Origin of the sequence: Hypericibacter sp. (assembly GCF_050729195.1) — a bacterium.
Classification (GTDB): domain Bacteria; phylum Pseudomonadota; class Alphaproteobacteria; order Dongiales; family Dongiaceae; genus Hypericibacter.
On sequence record NZ_JBOHKS010000246.1, the window covers coordinates 1 to 22,581 of the forward strand.

Annotated in this window: 20 protein-coding genes and 1 pseudogene; 4 read left to right on the forward strand and 17 right to left on the reverse strand. The window is 66.5% G+C overall.

Annotation, left to right across the window (positions count from 1 at the left end):
* Window positions 1-147 precede the first annotated feature (147 nt).
* Window positions 148-1,140: a dihydroxyacetone kinase subunit DhaK gene (dhaK, locus tag ACREE8_RS19490; protein WP_431574674.1), complete on the forward strand. Its 993-nt coding sequence runs from the start codon at window positions 148-150 to the stop codon at window positions 1,138-1,140.
* A gap of 229 nt (window positions 1,141-1,369) precedes the next feature.
* On the opposite strand, the gene ACREE8_RS19495 is transcribed toward dhaK, so the two are convergent.
* From ACREE8_RS19495 to ACREE8_RS19530, 8 genes are all read right to left on the reverse strand, one after another.
* Entirely contained in the window at window positions 1,370-2,659 is a 1,290-nt protein-coding gene (locus ACREE8_RS19495) for an adenylosuccinate synthase (RefSeq protein ID WP_431574675.1), read from the reverse strand.
* A gap of 48 nt (window positions 2,660-2,707) precedes the next feature.
* Window positions 2,708-3,892: an ATP phosphoribosyltransferase regulatory subunit gene (locus ACREE8_RS19500; RefSeq protein ID WP_431574676.1), complete on the reverse strand. Its 1,185-nt coding sequence runs from the start codon at window positions 3,890-3,892 to the stop codon at window positions 2,708-2,710.
* A 388-nt stretch (window positions 3,893-4,280) separates the two neighbouring features.
* Complete coding sequence (locus tag ACREE8_RS19505; RefSeq protein ID WP_431574677.1) at window positions 4,281-5,963, reverse strand: ABC transporter substrate-binding protein; 1,683 nt, start codon at window positions 5,961-5,963, stop codon at window positions 4,281-4,283.
* A 197-nt stretch (window positions 5,964-6,160) separates the two neighbouring features.
* Window positions 6,161-7,339, reverse strand: coding sequence for an aromatic ring-hydroxylating oxygenase subunit alpha (locus ACREE8_RS19510; RefSeq protein WP_431574678.1), 1,179 nt, complete (start codon window positions 7,337-7,339; stop codon window positions 6,161-6,163).
* Between the two features lie 141 nt (window positions 7,340-7,480).
* A complete protein-coding gene (locus ACREE8_RS19515) occupies window positions 7,481-8,407 on the reverse strand; it encodes a LysR substrate-binding domain-containing protein (protein ID WP_431574679.1) in 927 nt (308 codons plus the stop codon).
* A gap of 73 nt (window positions 8,408-8,480) precedes the next feature.
* Window positions 8,481-8,783 (reverse strand): AzlD family protein, encoded by a 303-nt coding sequence (locus tag ACREE8_RS19520; protein WP_431574680.1) that lies wholly within the window; start codon window positions 8,781-8,783, stop codon window positions 8,481-8,483.
* On the reverse strand, window positions 8,780-9,508 hold the full coding sequence (locus ACREE8_RS19525) for an AzlC family ABC transporter permease (protein WP_431574681.1): 729 nt from the start codon (window positions 9,506-9,508) through the stop codon (window positions 8,780-8,782). Before ACREE8_RS19525 ends, ACREE8_RS19520 begins: the two co-directional genes overlap by 4 nt.
* The gene (locus ACREE8_RS19530) at window positions 9,498-10,292 is read right to left on the reverse strand and encodes a PhzF family phenazine biosynthesis protein (protein WP_431574682.1); all 795 of its coding nucleotides are present in this window, start codon (window positions 10,290-10,292) and stop codon (window positions 9,498-9,500) included. Before ACREE8_RS19530 ends, ACREE8_RS19525 begins: the two co-directional genes overlap by 11 nt.
* A gap of 89 nt (window positions 10,293-10,381) precedes the next feature.
* Here ACREE8_RS19530 and ACREE8_RS19535 point away from each other — a divergent pair, with 89 nt between their 5' ends.
* The 3 genes from ACREE8_RS19535 to ACREE8_RS19545 are packed head-to-tail and all read left to right on the forward strand — an operon-like array spanning window position 10,382 to window position 12,549.
* Complete coding sequence (locus ACREE8_RS19535) at window positions 10,382-11,923, forward strand: PLP-dependent aminotransferase family protein (protein ID WP_431574683.1); 1,542 nt, start codon at window positions 10,382-10,384, stop codon at window positions 11,921-11,923.
* A 45-nt stretch (window positions 11,924-11,968) separates the two neighbouring features.
* On the forward strand, window positions 11,969-12,244 hold the full coding sequence (locus ACREE8_RS19540) for a type II toxin-antitoxin system ParD family antitoxin (protein ID WP_431574684.1): 276 nt from the start codon (window positions 11,969-11,971) through the stop codon (window positions 12,242-12,244).
* Between the two features lie 2 nt (window positions 12,245-12,246).
* Window positions 12,247-12,549 (forward strand): type II toxin-antitoxin system RelE/ParE family toxin, encoded by a 303-nt coding sequence (locus ACREE8_RS19545; protein ID WP_431574685.1) that lies wholly within the window; start codon window positions 12,247-12,249, stop codon window positions 12,547-12,549.
* A 10-nt stretch (window positions 12,550-12,559) separates the two neighbouring features.
* Here ACREE8_RS19545 and glmM read toward each other — a convergent pair whose 3' ends face one another.
* The 9 genes and pseudogenes from glmM to ACREE8_RS19590 all read right to left on the reverse strand — a co-directional run.
* Window positions 12,560-13,906, reverse strand: a complete 1,347-nt coding sequence (gene glmM, locus ACREE8_RS19550) for a phosphoglucosamine mutase (RefSeq protein ID WP_431574686.1) — start codon at window positions 13,904-13,906, stop codon at window positions 12,560-12,562.
* A 57-nt stretch (window positions 13,907-13,963) separates the two neighbouring features.
* Window positions 13,964-15,157: a dihydropteroate synthase gene (gene folP / locus ACREE8_RS19555; RefSeq protein ID WP_431574687.1), complete on the reverse strand. Its 1,194-nt coding sequence runs from the start codon at window positions 15,155-15,157 to the stop codon at window positions 13,964-13,966.
* A 9-nt stretch (window positions 15,158-15,166) separates the two neighbouring features.
* The gene (ftsH, locus tag ACREE8_RS19560) at window positions 15,167-17,104 is read right to left on the reverse strand and encodes an ATP-dependent zinc metalloprotease FtsH (protein ID WP_431574688.1); all 1,938 of its coding nucleotides are present in this window, start codon (window positions 17,102-17,104) and stop codon (window positions 15,167-15,169) included.
* A 98-nt stretch (window positions 17,105-17,202) separates the two neighbouring features.
* The gene (gene tilS / locus ACREE8_RS19565; RefSeq protein ID WP_431574689.1) at window positions 17,203-18,306 is read right to left on the reverse strand and encodes a tRNA lysidine(34) synthetase TilS; all 1,104 of its coding nucleotides are present in this window, start codon (window positions 18,304-18,306) and stop codon (window positions 17,203-17,205) included.
* Window positions 18,307-18,352: 46 nt separating this feature from the next.
* Window positions 18,353-19,285 (reverse strand): tol-pal system protein YbgF, encoded by a 933-nt coding sequence (gene ybgF, locus ACREE8_RS19570; RefSeq protein WP_431574690.1) that lies wholly within the window; start codon window positions 19,283-19,285, stop codon window positions 18,353-18,355.
* Window positions 19,286-19,478: 193 nt separating this feature from the next.
* Entirely contained in the window at window positions 19,479-19,985 is a 507-nt protein-coding gene (gene pal / locus ACREE8_RS19575; protein ID WP_431574691.1) for a peptidoglycan-associated lipoprotein Pal, read from the reverse strand.
* A gap of 221 nt (window positions 19,986-20,206) precedes the next feature.
* A complete protein-coding gene (gene tolB, locus ACREE8_RS19580; RefSeq protein ID WP_431574692.1) occupies window positions 20,207-21,544 on the reverse strand; it encodes a Tol-Pal system beta propeller repeat protein TolB in 1,338 nt (445 codons plus the stop codon).
* Complete coding sequence (locus ACREE8_RS19585) at window positions 21,541-21,999, reverse strand: hypothetical protein (RefSeq protein ID WP_431574693.1); 459 nt, start codon at window positions 21,997-21,999, stop codon at window positions 21,541-21,543. Before ACREE8_RS19585 ends, tolB begins: the two co-directional genes overlap by 4 nt.
* A pseudogene (locus tag ACREE8_RS19590) lies at window positions 21,996-22,581 on the reverse strand (energy transducer TonB); the annotation flags it as partial. The pseudogene ACREE8_RS19590 and the gene ACREE8_RS19585, both read right to left, overlap by 4 nt.

Below are 22,581 nucleotides of genomic sequence, written 5' to 3' on the forward strand. Positions count from 1 at the left end.
GATGATATCCTGCCGCGACCCGTTTGGCTCGGGGGCCGGTGGCGCCCCGATTGGCCTCGGGTTTAGTTTAGTTTAGTATTCGACAGGCAAGCCGGCCGATGACGTTTCAATCAGGCAGGCAGCGTCAGACCCCGGGGAGAACCGCCCATGAAAAAGTTCATCAACAGCGTCGATCAGGTGCTGACCGAGAGCCTGCGCGGCTTCGGGGCGGCGCATCACGATATCGTCCGGGTCCGGATGGACCCGACCTTCGTCGCGCGCGCGGGCGCCCCGATCAAGGGCAAGGTCGCGCTCATTTCCGGCGGCGGCTCGGGCCATGAGCCGCTCCACGCGGGCTTCGTGGGCAAGGGCATGCTCGACGCCGCCTGCCCCGGCCAGGTCTTCACCTCCTGCACCCCCGATCAGATGGTGGCGGCGGCCGAGGCCGTCGATGGCGGCGCCGGTGTTCTCTTCATCGTGAAGAACTATTCCGGCGACGTGATGAATTTCGAGATGGCGGCCGACATGATCAGTGGCGACCAGGCCACCATCATCACCAACGACGATGTCGCGGTCGAGGATTCGACCTACACCACGGGCCGGCGCGGCGTGGCCGGTACCGTCGTGGTGGAAAAGATGGTCGGGGCCGCCGGCGACAAGGGCGCCGATCTCGCCGCCTGCAAGGCGCTCGGCGAGCGGGTCAACAAGGCGACGCGCTCGATGGGCGTGGCGCTCACGAGCTGCACCGTGCCCGCCGCCGGCAAGCCCACCTTCCAGCTCGGCGAGGACGAGGTCGAGATGGGCGTCGGCATCCATGGCGAGCCCGGTCGCAAGCGGGTCAAGCTCGAGAAGGCCGACGCCATCGCCAACACGCTGATGAGCGCCATCGACGGCGACCTCAAGCCGAAATCGGGCGCGCCGCACCTCCTCTTCGTCAACGGCTTCGGCGGCACGCCCGCGATGGAGCTCTATCTCATGTATGACACGGCCCGGCGCTACTGCGAGGGCAAGAACATCAAGATCGCCCGCTCGCTGGTCGGCAATTACGTGACGTCACTGGAGATGCAGGGCTGCTCCCTCACCCTGACGGCGCTCGATGACGAACTAATGAAGCTGTGGGACCACCCGGTGCATACCGCGGCGCTGCGCTGGGGGATGTGAGGGGAACTCGCGCACCTTATTCTCTTTCTTTCCTCTCCACCCACGAAGTGGGGGGAGAGGGTAGGGTGAGGGGGGCCTCGAAGCAGACCCGCTCTTACAAATGAACACGCGCATCATCCTGACTCAGCGTCGCTGCGTAACCACTCCCCCTCACCCTACCCTCTCCCCCTCCTGAAGACAGGAGGGGGAGAGGAAGGAAATATTGGCGAACGGGAACAGGAAGGCCGCGTCAATCCGCGAACGGATTGCGCACCAGGATGGTGTCGTCGCGTTCGGGGCTGGTGGAGAGGAGCGCCACCGGCGCTTCGATCAGCTCCTCGATGCGGCGAATATATTTGATCGCGGTCGCCGGGAGCTGGGCCCAGGAGCGGGCGCCGCGGGTCGATTCCGACCAGCCTTCCATGGTCTTGTAGATCGGCTGCACGCGCGCCTGCGCCGCCGTGCCCGCGGGCAGATGGTCGAGGCGCTGGCCGTCGAGATTGTAGCCGACGCACACTTTCAGCTCCGGCAGCCCGTCCAGAACGTCGAGCTTGGTCAGCGCGATGCCGTCGATGCCGCCGACCTTGACGGCCTGGCGCACCATCACCGCATCGAACCAGCCGCAGCGCCGCTTGCGCCCCGTCACCACGCCGAACTCCTTGCCGCGCGAGCCCAGAAGCTCGCCAGTCTCGTCGGTGAGCTCTGTCGGGAACGGACCCGAGCCGACGCGCGTCGTATAGGCCTTGGTGATCCCGAGCACATAGGAGACGGCGCCCACGCCGACGCCGGAACCGACCGAGGCCTGGGCCGCCACCGTGTTCGACGAGGTCACGTAAGGATAGGTGCCATGATCGATATCGAGCATGGAGCCTTGCGCGCCCTCGAACAGGATGCGGTCGCCGCGTCGGCGCGCCGCATCGAGGCACTGCCACACGCTGGTGACATAGGGCGCCACCTTGGGCGCGATCTCATTGAGCTGCCCCAGCAGCACATCGCGATCGATCTCGGGCGCGCCCATGCCGCGCAGCAGCGCGTTGTGATGCAGCAGCAGATCGTCCACCCGCTCGCCCAGGGTCGAGGGATCGAGCAGATCGCAGACACGGATGGCGCGCCGCGCCACCTTGTCCTCATAAGCCGGGCCGATGCCGCGGCCGGTGGTGCCGATCTTGGCCGAGCCGCGCAGCTCTTCGCGCAGGCGGTCGAGCTGGCCATGGAGCGGCAGGATCAGCGGCGCGTTTTCGGCGAGCTTCAGGATGTCGGGGCCGACCGTGACGCCCTGTCCCTTGATGGTCTCGATTTCCTTCAAGAGCGCCCAGGGATCGACCACCACGCCATTGCCGATGATCGACTGCTTGCCGCGCACCACGCCCGAGGGCAGCAGCGAGAGCTTGTAGGTCTGGCCACCCACGACCAGCGTATGGCCGGCATTATGGCCGCCCTGGAAACGGACCACGACGTCGGCCCGCTCGGAGAGCCAGTCGACGATCTTGCCTTTCCCCTCGTCACCCCACTGGGCGCCGATGACGGCGACATTGGCCATGCTTCAACCCTCTTGGTCCCGTTGGTTCGGCGGAGTTTTTACGAAAGGCTATGCTTTGGTCTTGCGCCGGCGCGAACCGGTCTTGGCGACGGACCGGGCAACCGGGATGGCCCGGGCCCCCTGCCAGACATGGCTGCAATGGAGTCGGTGCGCCTCGTCCATCATATCCGCTGTGGCGTGCAATGCACCGATCGTGATCCAGCCCTCGCGGCGCAGCCTGGCGGCCGCCCCGCGCGCGGTGCCGAGCGGCAGCAGGATCCGCCGGGTCGCGGCCGGGGCCGGCAGCGCCTGGATCAGGCTGTCGAGATAGAGGCTGAAGCCGGTCGAGGGCTCGCCCTCGCCGCTGACATAGCGCCCGCCGCGGCCGAGCTCGTTGCGCGCGCCGCGCGCGAACAGGCTGAAGCCGACGCCATTGTAATATTCGAAGCCGCGATGCTCGGCCGGATCGATGGTGAGATGGAGCTTCGGCAGCGCACGGAACACATGCGCGACCACCTCGGCCAGACGGCGGCGTTCCTCGGCCGCTTCCGGCGGCAGATCCAGGCGCTGCAGCGCCGCCAGCGCGCGCCGGGCCGGGCCCGCCGCGCCGATCAGGCCCTGGAACAGCACCGCGTGACGCCCCGCATGGCCGGCGACCGCCGCCGCGTCCTTGCGGTCGAGCGCCTGGACCAGCGACTTGATCGCGGTCTTGCGGAAGCCCAGCGCCTGGGCCGCGGCCGGCACCAGGGTCGGCAGGTTGAGATCGATGGTGAGGCCTTCGAGCCCCAGCGTCGACAGAGTCTCGGCGGCCAGCAGGATCACCTCGGCATCGGCCGCGGGTCCTTCGGCGCCGATCAGCTCGATGCCGACCTGGCCCAGCTGGCGCGCCGGCTTCAGCTCGGTGCCTTTCACCCGCAGCACCTGGCCGGCATAGGACAGGCGCAAGGGCCGCGGCGAATTCTTGAGCCGGGTCGCCGCGATCCGCGCCACCTGCGGCGTCATGTCGGCGCGCAGGCCCATCATCCGATGCGAGATCGGGTCCATCAGCCGGAAGGTATGCTCGGCCATGGCGGCGCCGGCCCCCGCCAGCAGGCTGGTCTCGAACTCGATCAGCGGCGGCTTGATGCGCTCATAGCCTTGCGACGCGAACAGCGCCGTCAGCCGGTCCACGACCGCCGCCTCGAAGGCGGCATCGGGCGGCAGCAGGTCGCTGAGACCGGTCGGCAGCAGCGCGTTTGCGGCGGAGGATTGCACGGGGAGGAACGGGCTTTTCGGCTGGAAAAAGGGCCGGGCGTGAATAGCCCGATTGGCCCCCGGGGGCAAGTCACCAGTGGGTCGCGGCCAGCGGCCGGGCCTTTGCCCGTCACGGTGGGTCCGCCCGCCGGGAGGGCGCGCTGCCGCCAACAGGCGTCATACCTGAGACTTTTCGGCATGATGCCCGTTGGCTGGCGGGATTGTCTTCCAGATTTCCTGGCGCCAATGCCAACCGCCGCCGGGATGGGCCCATCATAGGCCGGATCGACGCTCTTAGCCCCGCTCGCGTCGCCAGCCATATCCGTTGGCCGGCGATCGCGATCGGGGTTCGCAACCCTGGCCGACCCGACGATTCAGAATCGCCGGGTCGGCCCTTCGACAGCCGGACTTAGCTCTGGACCGAAAGCTCATTGCCGAAGATGTAGCCGGTGGGATGCATGTTGAAGCCCTGCACCTTCTTGTCCATGAAGGTGTAGAGATCCTCCCACACCGGTTGGACGATGGGCCCGTCCTCCTGCATGATCTTCTCGAGCTCGGCCGTGATTTCGCGACGCTTCTCGATGTCGATGAGGCCCTCGGCCTTGGTCAGCAGGCGATCGAACTCGGGATTGGCGTAACCCGATTCGTTCCACGGCACGCCGGTCCGATAGGCCAACCCCAGCGCCATGATTCCGAGCGGGCGGTGATACCAGACCGTGAAGCCGACGGGTACTTTCGTCCACACATCCCAGTATGTCGCACCCGGCACGACCTTGATGTTGACCTTGATGTTGGCTTCCTTCAACTGATTGGCCATCGCCTGGATCGCGACCGCATGCCAGGGGTAGTCGTTGGCGACCCAGATCTCGGTTTCGATGCCATTCGGGTGCCCCGCTTCGGCCAGCAGCGCCTTGGCTGCCGCCACGTCGCGATTGGATGGCGGCAGCTTCGCGTATTCCGGATGGATAGGCGCGACATGGTGATGTTCGGCCGGCAGCCCGAGACCCAGCAATGCGATCTCCAGCACCTGCTTGACGTCGACCGCAAGGCGCATCGCCTTGCGCACGCGGGGATCGTCGAAAGGCTTCTCCGTGACTTTCGTGCGGGCGACTGCAGTCTGCGCTGTCGACACGCGATACATCGTGAGCCGCGACACGGCCTTCAGTGCATCGAGTTGTGCCGCCCCTGCAGTCCCAAGCCCATCGATCTGCCCGGAAATGAGAGAAGCGATGGCAGCCGATGGATCGTCGCCAACATCGATGATCTCGATCGTCTCGAGGTTAGGGGCCTCGCCCCAATAGTCGGTGCGTGCCTTGAAGGCGGCCTTGCGGCCCACCTCGAACTCCACGAGCTCGAAGGGGCCGGTCCCGTTGGATCCCACGGCGAACTTGCCGTTCTCCTTCGGATCGGTGATCGCCATTGGATAGTGGAACAGATGCTCTGGCACGGCCAATTGCGGCTCCTTGGCATTGAGCCGCACCGTATGGTCGTCGACGATTTCGATCGCCTTGTCCGACCACAACCGGGTGCCCATCTTCGGATTGCCGGCATCGTCCTTCTCGCCGGTGTCGTAGTCTTCCAGCATATAGCCTTTCATAAGGCCGATCATCGAAGAGCCGGTCTTCTCGTCCAGGACATGGTTGAGGTTCCAAGCGACGTCTTCGGCGGTAAAAGGCCGGCCGTCATGCCATGTCACGTCCTTGCGCAGACGCAAGGTCCAGGTTTTCAAGTCCTCGCTGGGCTCCCATTTTTCGAGCAGATAAGGGCGCGTAACGTTATCCCGTCCGGTGAGCGTCAGATATTCGCAGACCTGACGGCAGATATTGCTGTCGTACTGGCCCCAGGAATAGGTCGCCGGGTTGTCGACCGCCTTGATCCGGCTGCCGATGCGCAGCGTTCCGCCCTTGGCCGCTGCGGCCCGTGCCGGCGCGACGACGGCCTTGCCAGTGATGCGGCCGATGAATCCGTAGGCCGCGGCCGCCGATACTCCGAGCAGCGTCGCCGTTCGCAGGAATTCGCGGCGATCGATCTCGCCGCTGGCGAACTTCGCCTTCAATGTTGAAATATAGGGATGCGATGTTTTCTCGATCATGATCTCCTCCCATTGCCAGTTTTATGGTGGTGCAGCGCGATCATCGCCAATGGCGCAATGGCGGAACGCTTCTGAACGCGGCAGATCTCGGCCGGCCATCGATCGTGTGTCGGCCGACCCCGCGCCGCTCGGGGTCTATCCAGGAAGAATACAGCGGCGGCCCGTCGCCCTCTACTCTTCGCGCGCGGAGCTCCGGGCTAGCACGCGGCCCTTCGGCCGCTGCCTGGAGGAGGCGGCGCCAGCAGCTGGCGCGCGACCCATTCATGGAAACAATGGGTTGGGACATCCATGACCGGCGAGAACTTGCCGCCGTCGAAACCCGCAGCGTGGCGGCCGCGCTGCATGCCCTCGACGACGGAGACATCCTCGAGGAACACCTTGCGCCACATGGCGAGGTTCCGGGCGCGCAGCTCCGCCATGTCGGCAGCAGCCATCGCCGGCGCCGCGTAATAGATCTCGAGATGCTCGATGGTGCGGTCCGGCGCCACCGGCTCGAGCATCAGCGCGAAGAAATGATCCTTGTGCACGCCGAGCAGGACATTGGGGAACAGCGAGGCATATTCGGCGCCGGTCTCCCATTGCTTCGACAGCTCGCCGAAGGGCGCGAAGCTCTCGCCATGGGCGCCGAGTTGCGGGTTATAGACCAGCGATCCCTGGCCGGAGAAGGCGCCGGGCTCGACGATGTTGTAATGGTCGTCGAGCCGCGAATAGCTGTTGAGGTCCGGATGCACCCAGGGCAGGTGATAGCTCTCGCAGTAATTCTCGACCGCGAGCTTCCAGTTGGTGCGCAGATCGAAGCTCGACGATGAATCCGGCCCGCCATGATAGAGCGGCTTGCTGCTGAACTCCTGCCAGCGCCGGTCGAGCTTGCTGATGTAATCCTCGAAGGGCGCCGCGGCGCCTGAGAGATTGACGAAGACCATGTCCATCCAGACATGCGAGCGCAGCGCGAAGAGGCCGAGCTCGTCGCGCTTCACGTCGGGATGGCTGTTCTGGCCCATGCCGCCGACATGAGGTGTCGCCTTCAAGGCGCCGGCGAGATCGTAGCTCCAGGAATGATAGGGGCAGCGGATGAGTCCGTTGCAGTTGCGCGCTTCGCCGACCAGCGTCATGCCGCGGTGGCGGCAGACATTCTCGAACACCCGCACCTCGCCCTTGGCGCCGCGCACCATGAGCATCGGCCGGCCGAACAGCTCGATCGGCTTGAGATCGCCCGTTTGGGGAATGTCCTTGGCGAAGCCGATGCAGGCCCAGTTGCGGGCAAAGACTTGGTTGCGCTCCACGGCGAAGACGGCCGGGTCGATATAGGCGGCACTGGGAAGCCCGCGCGCGGTCTCGACCGGGCCGATCACCCGTTCGAGGGCGCTGCTCTCCATCCCCTGGATTGATCCCGTCTGGGCCGACATTGCCGATGCTCCCGATTCGATGACCGCCACACGAGGCGATGTTACCCCAGCCGAAACCAAGGGCGTCTTGGAGGCAAGGCCAGAAATTTTCGACGCTGGATTGAGTTCTTCTCAACCCAGCCGGGCCGGTTCCGGATCCGGCCGGGCGAAGGAGATCAGCCAGTCCCGCAAGACCCTGGCCTCGGGCGAGAGGCTCTTATGCTCGTCCCAGGTCACGTAGAAGGCCTGGGCCGCCGCCATCCGGGCCGAGCCCAGCACCACCAGCTTTCCGCTCTCGACCAGGGGCGCCACGAGGCTGTGCCAGCCCAGCGCCACCCCCTGCCCGTCCTGCGCCGCCTGCAGGGCCACCACATAGCTCGAGAAGGTGCGCAGAGTGAGCGAGCGCGCCTTGCCGCCGGCCCCCTTCAGCCAGTCGGCCCAGCCGGTCCAGGACGGATCGCCGGTTTCGAGCTCCAGCAAAGGCAGCGAGGTGACGTCCGCGAGACCCTTGGCGGGATGGCGGCCGGCGAATTCCGGCGAGCAGACCGGATAGATCTGGTCGCCGAAGAGGCGGATGGCGGTCTCGTTATGCCAGTCGCCCGCGCCATAGCGCACGCGCAGATCGATGCGCGCCATGCCGAGATCCTGGCTGGAATCGGAGATGACATGGTTGACGGTGATGTCCTGATGCATCCGCCAGAAATGTCCGAGCCGCGGCATCAGCCACATCTGGGCGAAGGCGGTGGTCGAGCCGAGCGTCACGCTGCGATGACCGCCGCTGCTGCTCTTGATGCGTTGGAAAGCCGCGACGATCTCGCCGAAGCCGCGCGTCAGCGCTGCGTGGAGGATCTCGCCCTGGGGCGTCATCTCGACCGAGCGATGGCCGCGCAGCAACAGAGCCACGCCGGCTTCGGTCTCGAGCGCCTTGATCTGCTTGCTGATGGCGCCCGGCGTGACGTTGAGCTCCTTGGCCGCGCGCGTCAGGCTGCGCTGACGCGCCGCCGCCTCGAAAGCGACCAGCGAGGTCAAGGGCGGCAGATTGCGGGAGCGGCGAGCCATGGGATTTTATGGGGGACGAAGGTCGGTCGCCGGAGCCGTCGGTGGCGGGGGCCGCCATCATAGCCGCCGCGCCCTAGCCGAGCCACCAGCGCAACAGGATCACCGAACCGACGCCCCCGATGAAGGAGACGAGCATCGGAAAGCGCAGCGCGAGGAGGACGGTGATGAGTGCCGCCAGCGCGTCGGCCAGCCCTGCCGCCAGCACCGCGGGTGCGATGATCGCAGTCAGGATCGCCACCGGCACGGCCTCGAGGCCGGCCTTGAGGCGTCCCTGAACTGGAAAAAGATGCAGCAACGCATAGCCGCCCACGCGCGTGGCATAGGTGACGGCACCCATGCCGAGGATGGTCAGCAGCGCGTTCGGATCGATGATCATGATTTCCGCGAGCCCGAGAAGGCGCCGGCGAGGGCACCGGCAATGCCGCCCAGGAGGATGTACCAGACGCCCGGCAGCCAGGCATGAGCGGCCAGGGCCACGACGGCGCTTGCAATCAGCGGCGCTACGCTGGCGCGGCCGCGCCACATGCCGGTGATCAGGATCAGAAAGACGGCGGTGAAGGCGAAATCGAATCCGTAACGCGCCGGATCCTCGATGACGCCGCCGACGACGGTGCCGATCCCGGTCCAGAACAACCAGTTCACATAGAACACGGCGCCGAGCCCGCAATAATAGGCCGGAGTCAGCTTGCCCTGGGCTGCGCGGCGCATCGCCAGGATCCAGATCTCGTCGGCCATGACGAAGAGCGCCGCCAGCGACTGGTAGCGGCCGAAGCGGCCCATCACGGGCTGCATGGCCGCGCCCATGATCACATGGCGCAGATTGACCATCGCCGTGGCGAGGATGATCGTCAGCATCGGGATCGGATCGCGCCACAGATCCATCGCCACGAATTGCGAGGCGCCGGCGAAGACCGTGCCGCTCATCAGCACCATCTCCAGCGGTCCGAATCCCTTATGCGCCGCGAGCGCACCCATCAGCAGGCCGAACGGCGCCGCCCCCACCATCAACGGCGCGATATGCCAAGTGCCCAGCGCGAAATCCTGGGTCCAGCGCGCGCCCGGAAGAGGCTCGGGCGCGCGCTGGGTCTCCTCAATCGACATGAATCTTGCCCTCGAGATAGGCGACGCAGCGCCCCGCGATATCGACGCGCTCGCCCTTCAGCTCGCACTGGAACGTGCCGACGCGCGCGGAGATCTGCCGGCCGGTGAGTTTCGCCTTGCCCAGCCGCTCGGCCCAGTAGGGCACCGTCACGCATTGCGCGGAGCCCGTCGCGGGATCCTCGGGGATGCCGGCATGGGGCGCGAAATAGCGGCAGACATAGTCGCTCTTCTCGCCCGGCGCCGTGGCGATGATGCCGTCCTTGCCCAGCGCCACGATCGCCGCCATGTCGGGCTCGAGAGCCGCCACCTCGGCCTCGCTCTCATAGACCGCGAGCCATTGATGCACGGTCAGCATCTGGGCGGGCTTGCGGCCCAGCGCCTTCTCGACGCCCGCCGGCATCGCCGTCTTCTCGGGGCGGTAGATCGGGAAATCCAGCGCCAGCATATCGCCGCGCCGGGTCACGCCCAGCACGCCGCCGCGCGAGCGGAAGCTCATCTGCGTGCGGCCCGGTTCGAGATAGGTCGAGATCACGTAGCCCGAGGCCAAGGTCGCATGGCCGCAGAGATTGACCTCGACCGTCGGCGTGAACCAGCGGAGGTGAAAGTCGGGCCCGCTCTTGCCGTTCTCGCGCACGAAAAAGGCGGTCTCGGCGAGATTGTTCTCGGCCGCGATCGCCTGCAGCGTCGCATCGGGCAGCCATGTCTGCAGCGGGATCACGGCCGCGGGGTTGCCGGCGAAGCGCCGCTCGGCGAAGGCGTCGATCTGATAGATCGCCAATTCCATGTCAGTCTCCTGGAGGAGATCCAGTCGCGGCAGGCTCCGCATTGCGGACGCCTTCGTCCCCGGCGCCTCTTTATCACGGGCGCTTTTTCTTGAGCTGCGGAGCGCGCTCGCGCGAGCCCTGCAATTTTCGCGGACGATCCCTGAACATCCATGACGACAATCAGGGTTGCGTGCCGGCAGCCAATGAATACAATCCTCTCGAATTCTTCGTCAATGTGTGGATTGTCACGATGACAATATGGTCGCCCGACCTCGCGGGACGCACGGGTCCCCGTTACATCGCCATCGCCGACGCGCTCGCCCGCGATATCGAGGCCGGCCGGCTCGGGGCCGGCGATCAGCTGCCGACGCACCGCGCGTTGGCGGATTCGTTGGGCGTCACGGTCGGCACCATCACGCGCGCCTATGCCGAGGCGGCGCGGCGCGGGCTGGTGGGCGGCGAAGTGGGCCGCGGCACCTATGTGCGGGGGCAGCCCGACCGCAGCAACGCGCTCTTCGCCATGAGCCGCAAGGCGGAGCATCGGGCGAACACGCCCTTGATCGCCGACATGCGCCATAATTTCGCGCCGCGCCTTCCACAGGACGACAGCATCAATCGCGTCATGGCCGCGATCGCGGCGGAGAACATCGAAGCGCTTCTCGCCTATCAGACTCACGAGGGCAGGCCGGAGCATCGGGCGGCCGGCGCCGAGTGGGTGGCGCTGGGCGGCGTCGCCGCCGAACCCGAACGCGTCCTCGTCACCTGCGGCGGCCAGCATGGCACCGCGGTCGCCTTCAACACGCTGCTCGAGCCGGGCGACACGCTGCTGACCGAAGCGCTCACCTATCCGGGCGTGCGCACGCTGGCGCGCATGCAGCGCTTACGCATCCAGGGTGTGGCGATGGATTCGGAAGGCCTCATCCCCGAGGCCTTCGAGGCTGCCTGCCGGCAGGGCTCGCCCCGCGCGCTCTATTGCATGCCGACGATGCAGAATCCGACCGGCACCATGATGCCGGTCGAGCGGCGTCGCCGGATCGCCGACATCGCCGAGCGTCATGGCGTCGCCATCATCGAGGACGATGTCTATGGCTATCTGATCGACAACGCGCCGCCGCCGCTCTCGACCTTCGCGCCGACGCAGGGCTACTTCCTGACCAGCCTTTCCAAATGCATCGCACCGGGCTTGCGCATCGGTTATCTGGTGGTGCCGGCGGCACAGACCGATCGCTTCCTGCCGGCGATGCAGGCGACCGTCTGGATGGCCTCGCCGATCCTGGCCGAGATCGCCCGCCGCCTGATCGCCGAGGGCACAGCGCATCGCATGGCCGAAGCACGGCGCCAGGAAGCGCGCGCCCGCCAGAATCTCGCCCGTCATGCGCTGGGCGCCATGGGCTGGCGCGCCAATCCCGTCGGGCTCCATGGCTGGCTGCGCCTCTCCGATCCCTGGCGCGCCGACGATTTCGCCATCGCCGCCGCCGCCAAAGGCGCACCCGTCACGCCGATCGGCGCCTTCGCGGTGACGCGCACCAAGGAACAGGCCGTGCGCATCTGCCTGGGCGCCGCCAGCGACCGCGCCTGCCTGGCGCGGGCCTTGGGCGAGCTGGCGGGCCTGCTGGTGGCAACGCCGGAGCCTTATCTCTCTGTTGTATAAGTGATTTTCATGATATCAAACTTTGACAAAGTATGATATTGTTAGATGTCGCTGAGCAATCGGAGCCTTTCGATGCATGTTTCCTTGACCCCCAAACTCGAAGAATTGGTCCGCGAGAAGGTGGAATCGGGTCTCTATAACAATGCGAGCGAGGTGGTTCGCGAGGCTCTGCGCCTGATGCAAGAGCAGGAAGAGATTCGTCGCCTCAAACTCGAGAAGCTTCGCGGCGAGCTCGCCCGGGGCGAGGCCGATCTTTCGGCTGGACGATCAGTGATTCTTTCAAACGACGACGAAGTTCAGGCGTTATTCGCCCGTCTCTGACGATGCCGGCGCTCGTCCTCGCGCGGGCCGCGCAGAATGACCTGGAGGATATCGCCCGTTACACCGAAGCCCAGTGGGGAGCCGAGCAGAAGCAGCGTTACATGAGCGCGCTCGCTGACCGCTTTATTCAACTCACCAACACGCCTGAAATGGGTCTCGCTCGTGACGACATCAAAACTGGCTATCGCAGCCTATTGGCTGGGCGCCATGTCATCTTCTATCGGCACGCGAATAATCGCCTCGAAATCAGTCGTGTTCTCCACGAGCGGATGGATCTGCACCGACATCTAGCCGACGAGGGATGAAGCGGTCCCGCTACTTCGCGACGCGCTGGATCGCCTGCGCGATGTCCTCGACCACGCGGCCGACGAGCGCTTCGTCCTCGCCCTCGGCCATGATGCGGATCACCGGCTCGGTGCCGGATTTGCGGATCAGCACGCGGCCGCGATCGCCCAGCGCCGTCTCGCCGCCTTTGATTGCCGCCTTCACCTCGTCGCGCTCGAGCGGCTGGCCGCCATTGAATTTGAGATTCTTCAGAAGCTGCGGCAGCGGCTGGAACAGCCGTGCCGTCTCCGACACCGGCTTGCCGGCGCGCACGATGACGGCCAGGAGCTGCAACGCCGCGATCAGCCCGTCGCCCGTGGTGCCATAGTCGCTGAGGATGATGTGGCCCGATTGCTCGCCGCCGACATTGCAGCCCTCGGCGCGCATCCGTTCGACCACATAGCGGTCGCCAACCGGCGTGCGGAGCAGTTTCAGCTTGAGCCCGGCGAGGAAGCGCTCGAGCCCCAGATTGGACATGACCGTCGCCACCACGGCCCCGCCGCGCAGCCGGTCGCGCTCCGTCCAGGAACGCGCGATCAGCGCCATGATCTGGTCGCCATCGACGATCTGGCCCTTCTCGTCGACCAGGATCAGCCGGTCGGCATCGCCGTCGAGCGCCAGGCCGAGATGGGCCTTCTCGGCAATCACGCGGCTCTGCAAGACGGCGGGCGCCGTGGCGCCGCAGTCGCGATTGATGTTGAAGCCGTCGGGGGCCACGCCGATCGCCACCACCTCGGCACCCAGCTCCCACAGCACGGTCGGCGCCACGCGGTAGGCGGCGCCATGGGCGCAATCCACGACGATCTTGAGGCCGTCGAGCTTGAGCGATTTGGGGAAGCTGCGCTTGACCGCCTCGGTATAGCGGCCCGGCGCATCCTCGAGCTGAAGGGCCCGGCCGAGCTCGGCGGACCCCGCCATCGGCAGCGCTTCGTGGGCGGCCATGCGCGCCTCGATGCGCGCTTCGACTTCGTCCGAAAGCTTGTAGCCATCCGGCCCGAACAGCTTGATCCCGTTATCCTCGTAAGGATTGTGCGAGGCCGAGATCATCACGCCCAGATCGGCGCGCAGCGAGCGCGTCAGCATGGCAATGGCGGGCGTCGGCATCGGCCCCAGCTGGATCACATCCATGCCCATGGCGACGAAGCCCGAGGTCAGCGCCGGCTGCAGCATATAGCCCGAGAGCCGCGTGTCCTTGCCGATCACCACCCGATGTCGATGGCTGCCGCGGGTGAACTCGGCGCCGGCCGCCATGGCGAGCTTGAGCGCGGTCATGGCGGTGACCGGCTCGGTGTTGGCCTTGCCGCGGATGCCATCGGTGCCGAAGAGTTTGCGCGTCATGAAGGCCTGTCGATTCCGTTTCGCCCCTAACCAGAACAGTCTAGCAGTGTGGCCCCATCAAGGCCCCGTGGGATTTCCGGGCCGGACACCCGCCGCCAGCGCTTGCCAGACGGCCACGGCCTGGGCGGTCTCGGCCACGTCATGGACGCGGATCATCTGCACCCCGGCCTTGAGGCCCCAGAGGGCCGCCGCCAGCGAGCCCGGCAGGCGATGGCCAGCATCCTCGCCTCGGCTGAGCTTGGCGATGAAGCTCTTGCGCGAGACCCCGAGCAGGATCGGGCAGCCCAGCCCATGGAGCAGTGCCAGGCGGTTGAGGATGTCCTGGTTATGCGCGATCGCCTTGCCGAAGCCGATGCCGGGATCGATCGCGATGCGCCGGCGCGAGAGCCCCGCCGCCTCGGCCGTGTCGAGCCGCTCGGCGAAGTAATCGTAGAGATCGAGCGCCGCCTCGCGATAGCGCGGATTCTTCTGCATGGTGCGCGGCTCGCCCCGCATATGCATGAGCACGACGCCGGCACCGCTCGCGGCCGCGACGCGCAGACTGTCGGGATCGCCCGTGAGCGCCGTCACATCGTTGATGATCTTGGCCCCCGCCCCGACCGCCACCGCCATGACGCGCGCATGGCGCGTATCGATCGAGAGCGCGATGCCGGTCTTCCGCAGGGCCTCGATCACCGGCACCACGCGCCGGATCTCTTCATCGGCCGAGACCGGCTCCGCGCCGGGCCTGGTCGATTCGCCGCCGATATCCAGGATCTCGGCGCCGGCCTCGACCAGCGCCTCGCCATGGGCGATGGCCTTGCCCGCATCGAGGAAGCGCCCGCCATCGGAGAAGCTGTCCGGCGTGACATTGATGACACCCATGATCCGCGGCCGGTCCATCGCGAGCCCGGCGAAGCGCGGCCGGGCCGCGGTGAGTTGATCGAGCCTCTTGGCGAGCGCACGGCGCCGCGCGAGTGGCTGACCCGCCATCCAGCGCTCGAACGCCGGCAGGCCGAACGGCTGTGATGCGCGCCTCTTCGCATCGCGCTCGATTAGCGCGATATGGGTGAAGGCCAATGGCCCGCCGGCGAGCTTCAGGGCCTGTCCCGCCTTGACCGCATCGCGCGCGGCCGCACCGGAGAGAATGCCTTCCGGAAAAAGATAGAGCCGGCGATCGCTTTCGCGTTCGCCGGCTCTGGAAGCTGATTTGGTTTTGGGTTTGGCCGGGCCGCTCTGCCCCGCCTTGCCCTTGCGGGCCGCGCCCGCCATGAGGAGGCTTTAGGCGCCGGGCTGCGGTTCGGGCTCGAGGCCGGGCCGCGGCCGGCCGCTGTCGCCGCGCGCCGGAGCGCCGCTCGACGGGACCGAGGAACGCGGCGGCGTCGGGCCGGCGCTGTCCTCGCCGCCGACGCGGATCGGCTCGCCCCGCAGCAGCGCCTTCACCTCGTCGCCGCTCAGGGTCTCGTATTCGAGCAGCGCCTTGGCGATCGTGTGCAGGTCGGCGAGATGCTCGGTCAGGACGGTGCGGGCCTTGAGCTCCGCGTCCTCGATGATGCGGCGGATCTCCTCGTCGATCAGCTTCGCCGTGGCACCGGAGATGGTCTGGCTGCGCGTGACCGAATGGCCCAGGAACACTTCTTCCTGGTTGTCGACATAGCGCAGGCGGCCGAGCTTCTCGCTCATGCCCCATTCCGTCACCATGCGGCGGGCCAGGTTGGTGGCCTGCTGGATGTCGTTGCTGGCGCCGGTCGAGACGTTCTCGGGCCCGTAGATCAGCTCCTCGGCCATGCGGCCGCCGAACATCATGGCGAGCTTCGCCGTGATCTCGCGGAGCTTCAGGCTGTAGCGGTCGGTCTCGGGCAGGTTCATGGTGACGCCCAGGGCACGGCCGCGCGGAATGATCGTGACCTTATGCAGCGGATCGTTGCCGGCCACATAGAGCCCGACCAGGGCGTGGCCCGCCTCGTGATAGGCGGTCTCTTCCTTGTCCTTCTCGGTCATGACCATGGAGCGGCGTTCCGCGCCCATCATGACCTTGTCCTTGGCGGCCTCGAACTCGGCCATGGTGACGACGCGCTTGGAGCGCCGCGCGGCCAGGAGCGCCGCCTCGTTCACCAGGTTGGAGAGGTCGGCGCCGGAGAAGCCCGGCGTGCCGCGCGCGATCACGCGGGCATCGACGTCGGGCGCCAGCGGCACCTTGCGCATATGGACTTTCAGGATCTGCTCGCGCCCCAGGATGTCCGGGTTCGGCACCACGACCTGACGGTCGAAGCGGCCCGGACGCAGCAGGGCCGGATCCAGCACGTCGGGACGGTTGGTGGCGGCGATCAGGATCACGCCCTCGTTCGCCTCGAACCCGTCCATCTCGACCAGCAGCTGGTTCAGGGTCTGCTCGCGCTCGTCATTGCCGCCGCCCAGCCCCGCACCGCGATGCCGGCCGACCGCGTCGATTTCGTCGATGAAGATGATGCAGGGCGCGTTCTTCTTGCCCTGCTCGAACATGTCGCGCACGCGGGAGGCACCCACGCCCACGAACATCTCGACGAAGTCGGAGCCCGAGATCGTGAAGAAGGGGACATTGGCTTCACCGGCGATGGCGCGGGCGAGCAGCGTCTTGCCGGTGCCCGGAGGGCCGACCAGCAGCACGCCTTTGGGAATCTTGCCGCCGAGGCGCTGGAATTTCTGCGGATCCTTCAGGAACTCGACGACTTCCTGCAGCTCGAGCTTGGCCTCGTCGATGCCGGCGACATCCTCGAAGGTGACGCGGCCGACCTTCTCGGTCAGCAGGCGCGCGCGCGACTTGCCGAAGCCCATCGCCTTGCCGCCGCCGGCCTGCATCTGGCGCATGAAGAAGATCCACACGCCGACCAGGAGCAGCATCGGGAACCAGGAGATCAGGATCTGGAGCAGCGGATGGACGCCCTCGTCGATCGGCGCGGCCGTGATCTTCACGCCCTTGTCGGTCAGGCTCTTGACCAGGTTGGGGTCCTGGGGGGCGTAGGTCTGGAACGCGCGCCCGTCGCCCTGGAAATGTCCTGAGATGGTCTGGCCCTGGATCGTCACATCGGTGATCCGTCCATTCCCGACTTCAGTCAGGAACTCGGAATAGGCGATGTCGCTCTGCGGTCCGTGACTGGCGGTCCCGTCGAACAGGTTGAAGAGCGCGATCAGCAACAGCGCGATGATGATCCAAAGCGCGAAATTTTTCGTGAGATTCAAGGGCTTATACCGTAGCCGCGGGTTGAACTCGCACCTGAGACCGGCGGGAAGCGGGCCCCCGACCGGCCGGTATCACTCTAGATAATGTCCCCCCGGAATTAAACAACCGCAAACCGCCCGGGGATCAAGGGCCTGCGCGGCCACCATGGCGCGGGTCGCGGTTTCTTGATGCCGGACCCCGCTCCCGGCGCCGCCGAGCGGCCTCGCGGGGCGATTTCGGGCGCGATCATGAATCCTTCGCCATGGTGCGCGATCCGGCAGCCCGCCAGCGTGCGCGCGCGAGCGGTACCCGATTCCATCCAGTCCAGCAACCGGTCCAGCGCCTCGCCGCGCGGGGGATAAGTCTGCGCACCGATCGTCTGGAGCAGTCCGGCCAGGGCCTGCAGCGCCAGGGGACGCGGCGCTTCGAGCAGCAGCGGGCGCGGGAAGCGGGCCCGGCCATCCGCCTGCAACGACACATGAACCAGGAGAGCCGCGACCCGATCCTCGATCCGGGCCCGGGCCTGGCCCAGCGCCCGCGCCGTGGCCGCCACGCTGCCCGTGCGAATGCCCTGCGACTGCAGCTGCGGCATTTGCGCGCGCAGACGGGCGCGCTCGAAATTCATGTCCTGGTTGGTCGGGTCCTCGATCCAGCCCTGCCCTTGCGCCTGCAGGGTCGCGCGCAGCATCGCGCGCGTCACCCCCAGGAGCGGGCGCAGCAACCTCACGCCTTCGAACTCGGTGACAGACGCCATGGCGGCGAGCCCGATCAGGCCGCTGCCATGGCCCAGCCGGATGAGGAAGGTCTCGGCCAGATCCTCGGCCTGGTGGGCGAGCAGCAGATGCAGCAGCCCGTGGCGCCGGCAATAGCGCGCCAGCAGCTCGTAACGCGCATCTCGCGCCGCCGCCGGCAGGCCGCGTTCGGGCTTGGGTCCGCGCCAGCGCAAGGTGACATGACGGATGCCGTGCTGCGTCAGCCAGCGTTTCACCTGCCGCGCTTCGCCCGCCGCTTCCGGCCGCAGGCCGTGATCGACGGTGATGGCGATGACATGGCCGCCCTTGGACGCCGCCCAGCGCCCCGCCAGCAGGGTCAGCGCCAGGCTGTCGGAGCCGCCCGAGACCGCGACCGCCAGCTCAGGCGCCGCCTCGAAGGGCCCCAGCGCCCGCATGGCGCGCGCGAAATGCAAAACGCCCAGCGGCTTCGCAGGTCGCTGGGCGCTCACACGGGATCGGCGTCCGGATGATGTCGGCCGCGAGACCAAGCCGGCCTCACGCGCAGCCGTAATGTTCCTTCTCGCGCTTGGCACGGACCAGGAGATCCTCGGCCGCGCTCGGATATTTGGCGACGAGCTGCGAAAGGGCGGTGCAGGCATCCTGCTTCTTGCCCATCTCGCCCAGCGACATGCCGAGCTTCAGCAGATTGTCGGCGGCCTTCCCGCTGTTGGGATATTTCTGGAATCCCTCGGCGAAGGCGACGGCCGCCTTCTGATAGTCGCCGCGCACATAATAGGTCTCGCCCAACCAATATTGCGCGTTGCCGGCCAGCACGTCGGTCGGGTTCTTCTGCACGAAGGCGGTGAAGGCCTTCTCGGCCTCGGCATAGTTGGCCGTGCGCAGCAGGCCGAACGCGTACTCATACTGCTCCTGCGGCGTGGCACCGGGCAGCTCATAGGGCGTCGTCGCCGCGGCCGCGGTCTGGGTCGTCGCGGGCGCCGTGGCGGCCGGCGCCGACTGCGCCGCCTCCATCTGGCTCTGGGTCAAGGTCCCGAGGATACCGGTGCCGGTCGGCTGGGGCGGCGGGGTCGCGGCACCCGTGGCGGTTGTCGCCGGGGCCGTCGTCGCCATGGTGCCCGCGCTGGAGGTCGCCCCGGTCCCGTCACCGGTCGCTCCGGCGCTGGCCATCGCGGTGCCGCCATGCTCAAGCGTGGACAGCCGCATCTCGGTGTCCTTCTGCATCCGCTCGACGCGGGAATTGAGCTGCTGGATCTGGAAATTCGCGTCCTCGAGTTTGCCGGTCAGGTCGCTGATCTGCTGCTCGAGCTGCTGGATCCGGACTTCCTGCTGCGCCAGGACGGTCGCGCTGTCCTGGGCCAAGGCCAACGGCGCCGGAAGCAGCAGCAAACCGGCCGCCAGCGCCCAGACCCGGGCCTGCGCCATGCCGGACATCGTCTTGGCCTTGTTCACCTTCGCGAGCCCCTGCATCGGCATGGTTCCTCAGCTTTACGTCGGTTCGTGCCTGCCAGGATCGATCGAACGATGCCCAGCTTTCTAGACCAAAATAAGGCGCAGCCGGCCAAGGGGTTCCCCCTGGCCGGCTGCCAAATCAATCACAACGCCTGCGGCGCATCGGCGGTTCCCAGGGGATCCCGCGGGCGGCGCGCCGTCCGGCCTGTTGTTACTGGACGTTCGGAACCGTCACGCCGCGGCGGTTCTGGGCCCAGGCGGTCTCATCGTGACCGTCCACAGCCGGGCGCTCCTTGCCGTAGCTGATGGTCTGGATCCGGTTGGCATCGATGCCGAGGGCGACCAGGTAGTTGGCAACCGACGACGCACGACGCTCGCCGAGCGCCAGGTTGTACTCGCGGGTGCCGCGCTCGTCGCAATGGCCTTCCACCACGACCGTCGCCTGCGGATAGGCCTTCAGCCAAGCGGCCTGCTTCTGCAGGGTGGCCTGGGCCTCGGGCGTCAGGTCGTAGCGGTCATAGCTGAAGAACACGCGGTCGCCGACATTCTGCACGAAATCCTGCAGCGTGCCGGGGGTCACCGTGCTTGTGGTCGCGGTACCGGTCGTCGAGGTGCCGGTCGAACCGCTGCTGTCGGTAGCCGAGGTCGATTCGGGAGTCGAGGAGCAGGCGGCCAGCAGCATCGCTGCGGCAACCGCCGTCAAAATCTTGAACTTCATGGGCAAAACCTTTCTTCGCCAGTCCCGGGGGAACGCTTATCGGAGTTTGAGGTGGTCTTTTTGCTTCATGCTGAGGCGGCGCATCCAGACGGCAAATTTCCCTTCCGAATCAGCACCGGCCGGCCATTTCGCGGGCGCAATATATAAAGAGTGCCGCAGAGGGAATCAAGCAAGGCCATATCGAGATTTATCCCAAATTGCTCGCCATTCCTAACGATTGATTAGGGAATAAGCGGCGACCAGGCCGGATCGGAGGCATCGAGCGGAGTCATGAGCTGGCGCTCATTCGTCCCTGTCAGGTCAATCGTATAGAGCTTCGGCTGGCCCTGGTTGGACTCGCGGAAAAACGACAGAACGCGTCCGTTGGGCGACCAGGTCGGGCCTTCGACCAGGTACCCCTGCGTCAACATGCGCTCCCCCGACCCGTCGGGCCGCATCACGCCGATATAGAAGGTTCCGCCCGAAATGCGGGTAAAGGCGATGAGATCGCCGCGCGGCGACCAGACCGGGGTGCCGTATTTGCCCTGACCATGGCTGATGCGCTGCACGTTCGAGCCGTCGGCGTTCATCGTGTAGATCTGCTGCGAGCCGCCGCGATCGGAATTGAAGGTGATCTGGCTGCCGTCGGGCGAGAAGCTCGGCGAGGTGTCGATGGCCGGATTGTTGGTGAGACGCGTCACCTTCCGGGTGCGCAGATCCATCGAATAGATCTCGGTGTTGCCGTTCTGCGCCATGCTCATGATGACGCGATTGCCGTCGGGCGCGAACCTCGGCGCAAAGGTCATGCCGGGGAAATCGCCCAGCACTTCCTGCTGGCCGGTGTCGATGTTGAAGAGATAAACCCGCGGCCGGTTGTTGTAGTAGGAGAGATAGGTGATCTCCTGCGTCGAGGGCGAGAAGCGCGGCGTCAGCACGATGTAGCTGCCGTCGGTCAGATAGCGGTGGTTCTCGCCGTCCTGGTCCATGATCGCGAGGCGCTTTACGCGCCGGTCATAGGGACCGGACTCCGCGACATAGACGATGCGGCTGTCGAAATAGCCGTCCTCGCCCGTGAGCCGCTTATAGATCGCGTCGGCGATGATATGCGCGACGCGGCGCCAGTTCTCGGGCTGGGTGAAATAGGCCAGGCCCGTCATCTGCTGCTCGCCATAGATGTCCCACAGGCGGAACTCGACGCGCAGCCTGCCGTCGGCCTGCGTCTCGGCGCTGCCCGACACCAGCGCCTGCGCGTTGATGACGCGCCAGTCGCCGAAGCGCGGCTGCACCCGCAGCGATTCCGGCGTCTGGATGAAGGCCTTGGGATCGATCGGCTTGAACAGGCCCGAGCGCTCGAGATCGGCCGAGACCACGCGCGAGACATTGGCGCCGACGGTCTGGTCGTTCGGGTTGCTGCCATACATGTCGGTGATGGCGATCGGCATCGGCTTCATCACGCCCTGCGTGATGTCGATGCGCAGGCCTTCCTGCGCCGAAGCCTTCGTCGCCGTCGTCCCCGCCGCGGTCGCGACCAGGAGAACCGTCAAGGCCGCGTACCGGCCGAGCCTGAAGAGCGCGTTCATTGACCAACCATCTCCTTCGGATCGAATTTCAGTGTGACGTTTTTCCATTGCTCGTACTTCGCCGCCGGCATCTGCTGCAGCGGGCTGCAGAGCTCCACGGCGTTGTAGGCCCTCAAGGCGGCGGTCCGATAATAAGGGTCCGACTCCATCCTCGATCGATCGACGATCTCCGCATGGGCCAGAGACCCGTCGGCGTTGTAGGTCGCGTGGATCGTGACCATGAGATCGGGGCGGCCCCACAATTCCTTCGGCAGTGTCCAGCACTGCATCAGCTGCTGGCGCATGGCTTCGACCTCGCCCACCGTGATGGGCACCGACGCCGGATCCTGCGCCGCCGGCGTGATGCCGATGCGATGGTCTTCCTGCTCCGACGCCTGCGCCATCGGTCCCGACGCGCCAGCGACCAGCAGGGCCATCACGGCTGCATATCGGCCAATTCGGACGGCGGCGTTCATTGGCCCACCATCTGCTTTGGATCGAAATTCAATGTGACGATTTTCCAACTGTTATACTTCTTCACCGGCATCTGCTGCAGCGGGCTGCACTGCAAGACGGCGCGATAGGCGCTTTCCGCCGCTGTCCGATAGAACGTATCCGACGCCATTCGCGAGGTATCGACGATCTCCGCCCGCGCCACCGATCCGTCCGGATTGAACATGACCCGGATCTGGACCGCGAGATTCTGCGCATCGCGCGCGCCGGCCGGCACGTTCCAGCATTGCGACAGCTGATAGCGGATGGCGTCGATCTCGCTCATCGTCAGCGGCGCGTCCGACAGGTTCTGCTGCGTCTGCGGCTGGGTCGGCTGCTGAGTGGGCTGCGGCGGGGTCTGGGTCTGATCCGGCTGCTCCTTCATCTGTTCGACATTCTTCAACAGCGAGGCCAACGCATCCTCTTGCGGCTTGGGCTTCTCGACCGGTTTCTCCTGCGGCGGCTTCGGCTTCTGCGCCGGCACGATCTTGGGCGGCTCGGGCTCGGCCTGCTGCTCCTCCGCGGGCGCAGGCTCCGGGACAGCTTCGTCGGGCACGGGCTCGGGC